At 66.4% G+C, this 12,003-nt stretch carries 11 protein-coding genes; 8 read left to right on the top strand and 3 right to left on the bottom strand.

The genetic code is table 11. The annotated features are described in order from the left end of the window. The first annotated feature begins 186 nt into the window (after window positions 1–186). Window positions 187–1,056: a DUF308 domain-containing protein gene (locus ACTEK7_RS08945; protein WP_225146019.1), complete on the top strand. Its 870-nt coding sequence runs from the start codon at window positions 187–189 to the stop codon at window positions 1,054–1,056. A 147-nt stretch (window positions 1,057–1,203) separates the two neighbouring features. After that, entirely contained in the window at window positions 1,204–1,620 is a 417-nt protein-coding gene (locus ACTEK7_RS08940; RefSeq protein WP_036005917.1) for a Ros/MucR family transcriptional regulator, read from the top strand. A gap of 105 nt (window positions 1,621–1,725) precedes the next feature. Here ACTEK7_RS08940 and ACTEK7_RS08935 read toward each other — a convergent pair whose 3' ends face one another. Further along, a complete protein-coding gene (locus ACTEK7_RS08935) occupies window positions 1,726–2,154 on the bottom strand; it encodes a SufE family protein (RefSeq protein WP_225146018.1) in 429 nt (142 codons plus the stop codon). 70 nt (window positions 2,155–2,224) lie between these two features. Continuing rightward, complete coding sequence (locus tag ACTEK7_RS08930; protein WP_036042942.1) at window positions 2,225–2,683, bottom strand: DUF5330 domain-containing protein; 459 nt, start codon at window positions 2,681–2,683, stop codon at window positions 2,225–2,227. Window positions 2,684–3,095: 412 nt separating this feature from the next. On the opposite strand from ACTEK7_RS08930, the gene ACTEK7_RS08925 reads away from it, so the two are divergent. Genes ACTEK7_RS08925 through ACTEK7_RS08915 form a run of 3 tightly spaced genes read left to right on the top strand, consistent with a single transcriptional unit; the run spans window position 3,096 to window position 6,073 of the window. Next, a complete protein-coding gene (locus ACTEK7_RS08925; RefSeq protein ID WP_225146017.1) occupies window positions 3,096–4,946 on the top strand; it encodes a sensor histidine kinase in 1,851 nt (616 codons plus the stop codon). Beyond that, window positions 4,939–5,670 carry a peptidoglycan-binding domain-containing protein gene (locus tag ACTEK7_RS08920; protein WP_225146016.1) on the top strand — a complete coding sequence of 244 codons (732 nt, stop codon included), beginning with the start codon at window positions 4,939–4,941 and terminating at the stop codon, window positions 5,668–5,670. The genes ACTEK7_RS08925 and ACTEK7_RS08920 overlap by 8 nt, the downstream gene beginning before the upstream one ends. A gap of 58 nt (window positions 5,671–5,728) precedes the next feature. Continuing rightward, window positions 5,729–6,073 (top strand): DUF1491 family protein, encoded by a 345-nt coding sequence (locus ACTEK7_RS08915; protein ID WP_225144051.1) that lies wholly within the window; start codon window positions 5,729–5,731, stop codon window positions 6,071–6,073. An 84-nt stretch (window positions 6,074–6,157) separates the two neighbouring features. On the opposite strand, the gene ACTEK7_RS08910 is transcribed toward ACTEK7_RS08915, so the two are convergent. After that, a complete protein-coding gene (locus ACTEK7_RS08910; protein ID WP_225146015.1) occupies window positions 6,158–7,132 on the bottom strand; it encodes a DUF2336 domain-containing protein in 975 nt (324 codons plus the stop codon). Window positions 7,133–7,387: 255 nt separating this feature from the next. Here ACTEK7_RS08910 and ACTEK7_RS08905 point away from each other — a divergent pair, with 255 nt between their 5' ends. The 3 genes from ACTEK7_RS08905 to ACTEK7_RS08895 all read left to right on the top strand — a co-directional run bounded on the left by ACTEK7_RS08905 (window position 7,388) and on the right by ACTEK7_RS08895 (window position 11,984). Then, the gene (locus ACTEK7_RS08905; protein ID WP_036005903.1) at window positions 7,388–7,576 is read left to right on the top strand and encodes a hypothetical protein; all 189 of its coding nucleotides are present in this window, start codon (window positions 7,388–7,390) and stop codon (window positions 7,574–7,576) included. Between the two features lie 16 nt (window positions 7,577–7,592). Beyond that, window positions 7,593–8,354: a hypothetical protein gene (locus ACTEK7_RS08900; protein ID WP_036023191.1), complete on the top strand. Its 762-nt coding sequence runs from the start codon at window positions 7,593–7,595 to the stop codon at window positions 8,352–8,354. 213 nt (window positions 8,355–8,567) lie between these two features. After that, on the top strand, window positions 8,568–11,984 hold the full coding sequence (locus tag ACTEK7_RS08895) for a CHAT domain-containing protein (protein ID WP_463671643.1): 3,417 nt from the start codon (window positions 8,568–8,570) through the stop codon (window positions 11,982–11,984). The last annotated feature ends 19 nt before the right edge of the window (window positions 11,985–12,003 follow it).

The raw sequence follows: 12,003 nt of genomic DNA, 5'->3' as shown, positions 1-12,003 counted from the left end.
CCCATTCAGATGACTTTGCGAGCAGCTTTAGCAGTAGCGAGCCCCGGCTGAAGGGAATGTGAATAAGTCCCTGATTTCCTTCCCTTTAGGAACACTGCCCAGAATTGGCCGTTGGCGTGGAACAGCGTATGACGGTATCGTGGCGTAGCGGTTCTCGCGCGTGATGCGCGGCCGGGGGTGAGTTCGATGAATTTGGCATTGCTGATCGTGGGGATTTGCGCCGTGCTGGCGGGTCTCCTCGCGGTGATTTTCGGCATGACGATCAGGGAATTCAGCCTCGGTGGGACTCTCATAGTCTCCGGCACCATTGGCGTCTGCTCCGGAATGTTACTGGTCGGCCTGCATCTGGTGCTGCTCGAGCTCAGGGGCATCGCACGCCGGCTGGCCGGTGCGGTCGCGCCATCCGAGGTTCGGGTCAGGCCCGCGCTGCCGGGCCTCGCTGTGCCTGGGGTAGTTGCGCCCGAGCCGGTGCCCGCTGCGGCGGTGAGAGCCGAGCCGGCGCCGCCGCCACCGCCCGCAAGTCCGCCGCCGTGGCAGAGCGAAGCTGCAGCGCGCGAGCGGCCGCGTGCCGAGGCACCGCAGCAGGAGCCGGAAGCCCCGACACCGCCTCCCGCTCCGGAAGCGTCGCGCCGGCGCAACCTGCTGTTCGCCTCGACCTCGCGCAAGGAGCGCGAGCGCGCGGAAGCAAAATCCACTGAAACTGCCCCTCCGTCTAAGGAGCCCAGCGAGGCCCCGAACCTTTCGCCCCCTGCGAGCTTCGACGTTGCTTGGCCGAAGCCGGACCGTGCGCGCCCGCCGGAGCCGCCGGCCGACCAACGCCGTCCGCCGCCGCCGCCGCGCTCGCCGTCGACCTTCGCGGAGACCGCTCCTGCGCCGGCGCCCGAGCTGCCGCCGCCCGTGGAGCCCCCGCCGGTGACGGTGCTCAAGTCCGGCGTCGTCGATGGCATGGCCTATTCGCTCTATTCCGATGGCTCCATCGAGGCGCAGATGCCGGAGGGCATGATGCGCTTTGCCTCGATCGACGAGCTCCGTGCCCATCTCGACCAGCGCGGTTGAAGCGGCCGCGCGCTCAAGTAGACCGGCGCTTTTCACCAGTAATCAGTGCCTCGCCGTCAGTCATCGTGTTTCAGCCGAATGTATTCTTGACAGGGAATACTTCGGTGTCGTCAATCCTGTAAGCCACAAGCGGACAAGGGAGGGCGCATGTCGGATGCGGGGGCGAAGAATTTCATCGAGCTGACCGCGAGCATCGTGTCGGCCTATCTGAGCAACAATCCGACGCCGGCGGCCGAGATTCCGAACCTGATCAGTCAGGTGCATGGCGCCTTGGTGCGGGTTTCGTCAGGCCGCACCGAGACCGCGCCGCTGGAGCCGGCCAAGCCCGCCGTCTCGCTCAAGAAGTCGATCGCGCCCGATTATCTCGTGTGCCTCGAAGACGGCAAGCGCTTCAAGTCGCTGAAGCGCCATCTGCGCACGCAGTACAACATGACGCCGGAGCAGTACCGCGAGAAGTGGGGCTTGCCGGCCGACTATCCCATGGTCGCCCCAAACTATGCGGTGGCGCGCTCGCAATTGGCCAAGCAGATGGGGCTGGGGCAGCAGCAGCGGAAGCGGAAGTAGTCCGGGTCTTGTAGGGTGGGCAAAGGCGCAAAGCGCCGTGCCCACGAGTTTTCATTATACACAGGAGGTGGGCACGCTCCGCTTGGCCCACCCTACGAGAGCATCTTACGACGCTTCCGCGAGCGCCTCTCTCGCATCGGTCTTGATGCGCTCGACCATCGAGCGCAGGCCGTTGGAGCGCTGCGGCGTCAGATGATCGCGAAAGCCGAACTCGTTGAACACGGCGATCGCGTCGGTATTGAGGATCTCCCGCGGCGTGCGGCCCGAATACAGCGCGAGCACGATCGCGACCAGCCCGCGCACGATATGGGCGTCACTGTCGCCGCGATATTTCAGGACCGGCTCGCCATTGCTGCGATCGACCGTCTTCTGCAGCCAGACCTGGCTGACGCAGCCCTGCACCTTGTTCTCGGCCGAGTGTTCCGCCTCCGGCATCGGTTCCAGAGTGCGGCCGAGCTCGATGACGTACCGGTAGCGGTCGTCCCACTCGTCCAGAAGTTCGAAATTGTCCCTGATTTCGTCGATCGTCGTCATATCGGCCCGCAGTTCCCGCTTACCGCCAATATAGAGACGCGAAGCCCTGAAATCGATAGGGCCTGGACGCTTAATTCGCCGGCCCCGGTCCGCGCCATTCGAGCGCAAGGTCGTCCTGGGTCAGGGTATCGCGCGGCGCCTCGCTCGCTGCAAGATCGCCTTCGCCGGCCAGCGCGATCGAGCCGGTATGGTCGGGCGCCTTCTTGCTGTCGGTCTTGCTGCCGTCGTTCCTGCCGCCGTCGTTCTTGTCGTTGGTGATCTGCTCTTTCTTGTCGTTGATGATCTGATAGAGCTTCTTCGCGCCGTCCTGGGCGCGCTGGCCGATGATGGTCGCGGCCTGGCCGCCGACCTCGCAGGCCGCCGGCTGGCGCTTGCAGAACTGGGTCACGTCGGAAACGGCCGCGGTCGCGGCTTGCACCGCATCGGCGGCGCCGATCTGCGGCAGCTTGTCCGATTCGGGCGTCTTGTCCCGCGGCAGGAGCACCAGCACCAGCCCGAGCCAGAATGTGATGCGGAGCAGAAAGCGCATCTTATCGACCTGTCCGTTAGACTCCGCCCGCGGCGATCTCCCGCGGATGTCGGACCTAGCGATCCTCGATAAATCGCAAGTGATTGCCTTGAGCTTAATTCGCGGAAAATTGACGCAAGATTCTTCGGGAGCGACGTTCCGGTAAATTTTCGATTGACGCCCGTACCCATGGTTCTGCCGGCCGCCCGCATCCACCAATTCGAAACCATGCGGAGCAGGGTGAAACCCTGCGTTCACCATTCGCAGCGAAGACGTCGCCAAATCGTCTAAAAAGCTCCGCGATAACGCGGTGTCCGGCCACACGCTGTGCCGCCTTAGCACTCGTTTAAGGTCGCTCTGACACGGTGGCTCAACGACAAGGAGGCGTTCCGGCGCGTCTTCCAAGAGACGATTGAGCCGAAGCGCGAGACCCGTGACAGTTTTGAGTATCATCCGCGATTGTCTCGATGCACTGCTGCATCCCTCCGCGCGCTACGATGCGCTGATGCGCGCGCGCCATCGCGCCTTCATGGCACCGCGGCTGCTCGGCAGCCTCGCCGCCTTCGCTGCATTTCCGGTCTATCTCGCCATGCGCGGCGCGCCGAGCGCGATCGAGGTCGCGGCCTTTGCCTGGCTGATCGCGCCGATCATGTTGTCCTGGTTCCTGTCGCGCACCGGCCGTTACGAGGGCGCGCACGTGCTGTCGTCGCTGGCGCTCGCCGGCCTGATCATGGCTGTCGCGATCACGACGGGCGGCATCGAATCCTTCGCCGCGGTCTGGCTGATCGTGGTTCCGCTCGAAGCTGCGCTATCGGCCTCGCGCCGCGTCGCGGCGTTTGCCTCGCTGCTTGCGCTGTCCTGCGCCGGAATGCTGATTCTGGTCAGCCAGCTCAGCTGGCTGCCGGTGGTTGAGCCGAGTGCCGCCGAGCGCGGCGTGCTGATGGCTTTCGGGGTCACGTCTGCCACTCTTTATGCCGCCGGCCTCGCCTTCGGCGCGGAATCGCTCGCGCGCACCAGCGTCGCGCTGTTGTCGCGCGAGGAGGAGCGTTACCGCCTGCTGGCGCGCAACATGAGCGATGTCATCTCGCGGCATCAGCGCAACGGTGCGGTGCAATTCATCTCGCCGGCGGTGGAGGCCATGCTCGGAGCGCAGGTGGCGCAACTGCTCGGCCACGGCCTGTTCGACCGTGTCCATGTCGCCGATCGGCCGGCCTATCTCACGGCACTGTCCGACGCGGCGCGCGGCGAGGTGCGCAGCGTCGAGTTCAGGCTGCGGCGCGAGCCCGCCGCCGAGCGCGGCCAGGTCGATTTCATCTGGGTCGAGATGCGCTGCCGTCCGCTCGATCAGGACAGCGCGCGTGACGTCACGTGCGAAGCCGAAGTCGTCGCGGTGATGCGCGACGTCACCGACCGCAAGCTTTTCGAGCAGGCGCTGGACCAGGCGCGCAGCGCCGCCGAGGCGGCCGATGCCGCCAAGACGCGCTTCCTCGCCACCATGAGCCACGAGCTGCGCACGCCGCTCAACGCCATCATCGGCTTTTCCGAGATGATCGCGCAGGAGCAGACCCTGATGCTGGGCGCGGCCCAGCGCAAGGAATACGCCCAGCTGATCAATGATTCCGGCCAGCACCTGCTGTCGGTCGTCAACGGCATCCTGGACATGTCGAAGATGGAATCGGGCAATTTCGAGATTGCGTCCGAGCCTTTCGCGCCGCGCGCTTCGCTGTTGCATTGCTGCAATCTGCTGGCTCTGAAGGCGCGGGAGAACGGCATCGACCTCATCACCGACGCGCCGCAGGATCTGCCGGTCATGACCGGCGATCCCAGGGCCTTCAAGCAGATCGTGCTCAACCTCGTCGCCAACGCCATCAAGTTCACCGAGCGCGGCGGCCAGGTTTGCGTATCGGCCGCGGTGTCCGGTTCGCAGCTGACGCTGCGCATCAGCGACACCGGCGTCGGCATCGCGCCCGACGATCTCAAGCGCATCGGCGCGCCGTTCTTCCAGGCCGGCACGACCTATCAGCGCCGTCACGAGGGCACCGGCCTTGGACTTTCGATCGTGAAGAGTCTCGTGGCGTTGCATCTCGGCGAATTGACGGTACAAAGCAGGTTGGGCGAGGGCACCGCGGTCACCGTCAAGCTGCCGCTGGTCTACACGCCGCCGCAAGCCAAGCCGGCCGAGCGCAAGATCGCGACGCTGACGCCGGCGCTGCGTCAGGATCTTCAAGACCAAGCTCACGATCAGTCTCAGGACCAACCCGCTCTGGTGAAGAAAAGTGCCTAAGAAGTCTGCCAAGGACGAAGCCGCTCCGCGCCGCCGTGGTGCCAAGGCGGCGGTCATCGATGTCGAGACCGAGCGCAACCTCGTGATGCGCGTGCTGCTGCACAGCCCCAAGGACACGCTGGCCGGCCTCGTCGCCGTCGCTGCGATCGCCGCGATCGTTGCCAATGCGCTGTTCCTCCAGATCGGCCGGCACCCCGCGCCGATGTTCGGCACGGTGATCAATCTTCCCGCGCCGTCGTCCGTGCCGCTGTCGAATCCCATGCCGCGTCCGCGGCCCGTCGGCGCCGATACCTCGCCGCTCGAGCCGCGCGCGACCGAGTTCCGCGTCGAGCCCAAGCCTGCAGAGCCCAAGCCTGCAGAGCCTAAGCCTGTCGAGCGTGCCGCCGAGAAGGCGCCCGAAAAGCCGGTCGAGGCGACCGCCTCGACGCGCTCGAATGATCCGATGACCAATCTGGTCAAGGCGACGACCTCGACGGCGCCCGCGGCCCTGCGTCCGCCGGCGCCGATCCCGGCGCAAAGCCCGGCTGCACGCCGCATCGCCGGCGTGCAGCGCGCGCTGTCCGAATACGGCTACGGCAATCTGAAGATCACGGGCACCATGAGCGGCGAGACCCAGGCCGCGATCCAGAAGTTCGAGCGCGAGCACAAGATGCAGGTCACCGGCCAGGTCTCCGACCGGCTGCTGCGCGAGCTTGCCGCTGCGATCGGCCGTCCGGTCGAATGATTGTCACGCTCGCGCGCAAGGCTGGTGCTGATGGCGGCACTGGCCTATCGTGCGATTCATGCGTTTGAAATCCAACATTTGGGTGGCGGCTTACCTCCGCCGCTGCCAGACTGAGGGCGTGTTCGGCGCCGTGCGGCGTCGCGGTGCCGAGGAGGCGGGCGCGGTGTTCGTGAAGGTGTCGCTGCTCGACGGCCATGCGATGCTGTATGCGCCGGCGCCGCAGACCGTCTATGACGATGGCCGGCCGGTCGATCGCTTCTTCGTCCCTGTCGCGCCGCAGCCTCTGCCGGATCACACGATCGAGGAGCGGCTGATCAAGGAAATCCGCTTCGATCCGGATGCCTGGATCGTCGAGACCGAGGATCGCGCGGGCCGGCATTTTCTGGAATTGGCCAAGGCGTAGCCTCAACCGTCATTGCTCGCAATGACGGGGTTGGAGTTCGTTGCGTGCCTCACCGCTGCCGCTCGCTGAGGCGGCGTAAGCAAATCAGCGATCCGACGGATTAGTCCCCGTCCGCACCGCCGGGCTCGAGCCGGGCTGCACGCCCGGCCGCGTCTGGCTCGCGCCGGCGCGTGCGCGCTGGCGCTCCCCGTCATGCAGCGAGGACTGATACTTCGCGCGGGTGACCGCGAGCGTCGAGCCGCGCCAGGCCGCCAGCATCACCAGCGCCGATCGCTCGGCGAGACGGTCATAGAGCCGCGATAGGCGGTACACGGCGTTCACGGACGTTCCGATCTCCGGCTTGAAGAACAAGAGAATGCGCTGGAACACCGGGCTCGGCATGTCGAGCGCGCGTGCGGCAACGGCAAGCGCCTCGCCGCCGGCATCGTCGACGATCTGGGCTGCGACGCGCGAGGGCAGGATCAGGCTGTCGCCGAGCTCGAAGGTGAAGCTTTCGATATCGCCCGCGATCGCCGCCATCTCCAGGATCTGGATCGCGCGCTTGGCGCGCACGGTCGCAATACGGGGGGCGGCTTTCAGCGGGGTCTGCGCCAGATTGTGCAGGATCAGCGCGCGCTCGGAGGCGCCGGCGCGGAAGAACATGTCGTGGATCTCGGCCGCCTCTTTCGGCTGCATCGCCAAGTTGGCGGCCATGCGTTGCTCGGCCTCGGTCGGCACGCGCGCCGGAGCAGACGCGCGCGGCGGGGCGGGGATCTCCCGGGCCAGTGGAACCCTGCGGCCTTCCTGGGTGGCGACCAGGCCGAGCTTCTGCAGGATCGGGACGGGCGTCTGCGGATAGACCGCGAGGCGGGCCTTGACGGCCGCGCGCGTCGCATCGTCGACTTGGTCGATCAGCCGCGTGGCGAGCTCGACGAATTGCCGCTGCTCGTCGTCGCTGTGGGTGCTCGTCTGGACATAGAGGTCGGTCAGCACGCGCAGCAGCGTCGGACGGACATCGACACCTTCGCGACGGGACAGGGTCATCAGCCCGTCGAATCCGGGAAACAGCGACTTGGTCATGGAGGCGTACGCAACTCGGGAAAGATACTTGGGGGCGAGCCTAGCGCAGCTTCGTTTAAAGCCTCGTTAAGGAAAACGAGGCGTGAAGCCGGCCCTGCAATTTGAGGCGTTGTCGTGCCGCAACGGGACGGCGCGGCGCGGTCCGTGCGGCTACGGTTGAAGCGGCCTGTTTACACCCCGTTAACCATGAGCTGATCTTAATGAATGCATGTTGCTGGGGCGCGTTCGGTCGCGCGGCAATTGAAGAGAGCTGACATGGGGACCATCATCGAATTTCCGGCCGGTCGCCGGGTGGGCTCGTCCGGGGATGTCGCTCCGCGCGCGGACATGGGAACGGTTCTGATCCTTCCCGTGATTCGAATCGAGCGCGAGGCGGACGAAACCAGCGGCGATCGCGGGCCGGAGCAGGGCACAGCGCCGGGGCGCCGTCGTCGCCGCCGCTGACATCCGGCTTCATGCAATGCCGGACGTCATCCGCCAGATCCGGCCTGTCCTATCGGCCGTCCTGCTCACGCTGCTGGGCGCCTTGCTCGCGGCGTGTAGCGGCGGCGACTTCGGCCGCACCCGCGAGAGCATGCGCAGCGACGACATGCATCGCTGGCTCGGTGCGGAGGTCACCTCCAGCGTCGGCCTGAGACCATCGCAATTCCAGCTCACCGACGAAGAGCGCCAGCTTCGCGATCTCGCCTATCCCATGATCGAGCCGCCGCTGTCGCGCCCCGCATGGAAGAGCGTGTTCGGCGACTACAAGGCGCTGCCCTCGCCGTGGCGGCAGAAGGTCGTGTTCGACCGCACCATGTACGGGCGCACCCTGATCGACGAGCCGCACCGCTCGCATTCCTCGCGCTATGCGCAGCTGATCGAGGACGTGCGCAACGACATCACCCGCTTCGAGCCGTTCTTCGCATCCGCGATCCGCGTCATCGATCTCGACAGGAAGCGCGATGCCAGCATGGCGCGCGTCTCCGCGCTGTCGCCTAGGGAGAGGGACGACGCGGTCGCGCGCATGCAGGAGAACTCGCTGATCATCCAGTGGGTGCAGCAATGCCTGGAGCAGCGAATCTCGTCCTACCGCTGGGCGCTGGAGCGCCTGGTGATCCAGGCCCCCGACGGCATGGCCGCCGATGCCGACCGCCTGATCGGCGAGCTCGCCGCCCAGACCGCCAATCCGCCGGTTCAGGGGCAACCGCCCTATGGTCGCGCGGTGGTCTCGAAGGGCTAAGCACGCGTCCTCAGCCCTTTGAGCGCGGCCGCCCCGCGGCCGATCGGCCCGATTCCCCGGGCCGCCTGACCGGTTCCACAGGAGTGCGCCGCCTGTCGCCGCCCACCAGTTGAGGTCCTCCGGGAACCGCATTGATTGCCCTTGTCCTTCCGCGCAGGCCGGATAGGATCACCACGTTTCTTTCGAATTCATTTTGTCCAAAGGTCCTTCGAGATGAGCTTAGACGCCGCGCGTCTGCGCAAGTGCCGTCGGGACATTTCCTCGCGCCGCCTGTTGGCAGTTGCCATTCTGCTCGGATCGACCGGCTCCGCAGTCGCGCTGACCAAGGATGCGGCGCTCGATAATTGCCGGATGAGGGTCGGCAAGCCGATCGTGCAGGCCTGCATGCGCGCCGGCGGCGGACCTGCCGGAGGCGCAAATCTCGAAGCCTGCCGGGCAAAAGCAACGCCGCAGGTCAGGGCCTGTGTCATGGCGGCGCTCAATGCCGCCAATGGCCGCGCCAATGTCGCCGTCGAGCTTCCCAAGGAAACGGCGCCCAAGCTCGATGCAGGCACGGCACTGCCGAAGGATTTCGTCGCCCCGCCGCGCAGCATCTCCGACATCACGGCGATCCTCGACGGCGACAAGCCCAACGAGAAGATGATCGCGGAATTGAAGTCGGAGGCCGACGCCGTGCCCACGGGCAAGGAGTCCCGCCAGGACCTCGCGCAGCTCTATTTCGATCGCGCCAATGCACGCGCGCAGCTCGGCCGGCTCGCCGAAGCGATGGCTGACGCCGACAAGGCCGTGGAGGTCGGGCGCGGCGCAGTCGGCCCGAATTTGCTGGGGCGCATGTTGCAGCTCCAATCCCTGCAACACTCGCTCGCGGGCGATCCGAAGCGCGCGCTCGAGATCATGCAGAGACTTTTGCGCGAATCGGCCAGCATGCCGGGCGCCAAGGGATTTCAGTTCGTGACAAACCGCGGGATCGCGGTCGTTCTCATCCAGATGGGCGACCTCGCACAGGCCGAAGCCTATCTCCGCCGCACCCAGACCGCGATCCAGGAGGCCCGCACCAGCGGCCATCCCAATTGGCGTGCGGCCTATGCGAAGTTCGGCCAGAGCTGGGAAGGCGAGCTGGAGCTCACTCGCGCCGCGATCTTCGAGGCGCGCGGACAGTTCGCAGACGCCGAGGCCGCCTATCGCACCGCCGAGCTGCGCAAGCGCGCAAGCACGAAGGCCATCATGGCGTCGGACAGTGCGCCGGCCGAGACCCTTCTGCTGCAGGCGATCGATGGCACCGTGTTGAGCCAGGCGCGCATGAAGGCGAAGCAGGGCAAGCTGGCCGAGGCCGAGGTGGATGCGCGCCGCGCGCTGCTGTCGCGCCTGAAGGATACCGGCAAGTACAATCCGGTCACGCCGCGCTTCGTCATGGGGCTGGCGGGCATTTTGGTCGACCAGGGCCGCTACGAAGAGGCCGAGAAGCTCGGCCGTGTCGCCCTCGACATCAACAAGACGGTGGGTGTGCCCGAGGATTCGCAGGCGACGGTGCAGCTGCTGTCGCAGCTTGCGGGCATCCTGACGCTTCGCCGCCAGAACGCCGAAGCGGGCGAAATGTTTGCGAGGATAGAAAAGGCCGTCGCCGGCTGGGACCCGCAGCGCCGCCAGGTGTTCGAGCTCAATCCCTCTCGCATCCTGTCCCTCTATGATTCCGGGCAGCTGGACGCCGGCATTGCCGCCGCGGAGCAGCTCGTGAAGAGGCAGATCGCGCGGGTGGGGGAGAATCATTTCGACGCCGCCTCGGCGCGCGGCACGCTGGCGGTCGGGTTGATGCGCGCCCGCCGCGATGCCGATGCGATCAGGGAGTTCAAGGCCGCCATCCCGGTCATGATGGCGAGCGCCAACGATAACGCCGACGACGAGAACACGACGGTGGTGGCCGCGCGCAGCCAGCGGCTGCAGACCATCGTCGAGAGGTATCTGCTGCTGCTGGGCAGGGTGGAAGGAGGCGGCACCAATGTCGGCGAAGAGACATTCAGCCTGGCCGATGCCGTCCGCGGCCGCTCGGTGCAGCAGGCGCTGGCTGCCTCGAGTGCGCGTGCGGCGGCAAAGGATCCCGCGCTCGCCGAGCTCGTGCGCAAGGAGCAGGATCTGAGCAAGCAGGTCAACGCCCAGCTCGGTACGCTTAACAACGTGCTCGCGCTTCCCGCAGCGGAACGCGACGAGAAAGGCGTGCAGCAGATACAGGCCTCGATCGCGGCGTTGCGCGGCCAGCGCGACAAGGCGCGCCAGGAGATCAAGCAGAAATTCCCGATCTATGCCGATCTCGTCTCGCCCAGGCCGCCGAGCGTCGCCGAGATCCGCGCGACGCTGACCGACGGCGAGGCCATGCTGTCGTTCTATTTCGGCCAGAACGGCAGCTTCGTCTGGGCCGTGCCGAAGTCGGGGCCGGTGGCATTCGCCGCCGTCCAGGCCAGGATCGGCGACATCGAGAGCAAGATCCGCAAGCTGCGCGAGGCGCTCGAGCCGCAGGCGGCGATGATCTCGGACATTCCACCGTTCGATCTCAAGCTCGGTCATGAGTTGTACGAGCTGCTGCTCAAGCCGGTCGAGAGCGGCTGGAAGCCGGCCAAGAACCTGATCGTTGTCACCAACGGTGCGCTGGGCCTGCTGCCGCTCGCCTTGTTGCCGACGGCACCGGCGGAGGTGGCCGCCGACGAAGACCCGCTCTTCGTCGGTTATCGCAACGTGCCGTGGCTGGCGCGAACCCATGCCGTGTCGACGGTGCCGTCGGCGGCGGCGCTGCGTACGCTGCGGCAGTTGCCGCCCGGCAAGCCCGGCCGCGGCGACCTCGTAGCGTTCGGCGATCCCTATTTCAACAGCGATCAGCACGCCGAGGCGGAAGGCACGGGTGAGAAGATTCAGCTGGCCGATGCCGGCGGCAACATCACGCGCGGCGGGCCGCTGAAGCGGCGCAACAGTCCCAAGCTCGACGGCGTCGATAGCGCCGAACTCGGTCTGTTGCCCCGTTTGCCCGACACCGCGGACGAGTTGAAGTCGATCGCGCTGGCCTTGCAGGCGGATCCCTCGAAGGTGCTGTTCCTCGGCAAGAGCGCGACCGAGAGCGCGGTGAAGACGATGAATCTCTCCGGCTTCAGGATCCTGGCCTTTGCGACCCACGGTCTAGTCCCGGGCGAACTCAACGGGCTGACGCAGCCGGCGCTCGCTCTGTCGTCGCCGGTGGTGACGGGCGAGGGCGGCGACGGACTGCTGACGATGGAAGAGATTCTCGGTCTCAAGCTCGATGCGGACTGGGTCGTCCTGTCGGCCTGCAATACCGGCGCCGGCGCAGGCGCAGGGGCCGAGGCGGCCTCCGGGCTGGGCCGCGCGTTCTTCTACGCCGGCACGCGCGCCTTGCTGGTGACGAACTGGTCGGTGCACTCCCAGTCGGCGCGGCAATTGGCGACGGACCTGTTCAAGCGGCAGGCCGACGATCCCAAGCTGTCGCGCAGCGAAGCGCTGCGCCAGGCGACGATGGCTCTTGTCGATGGTCCCGGCTATCTCAACAGCGAGGGCAAGACCGAGTTTGCCTATGCGCATCCGCTGTTCTGGGCGCCTTACACGATCATCGGCGATGGCGGCTTTCGTTGACGAATGGGAAAGGGGGCAA

The organism is Bradyrhizobium sp. JHI2711, assembly GCF_056156565.1.
This window is presented reverse-complemented; position numbering and strand designations above follow the sequence as displayed.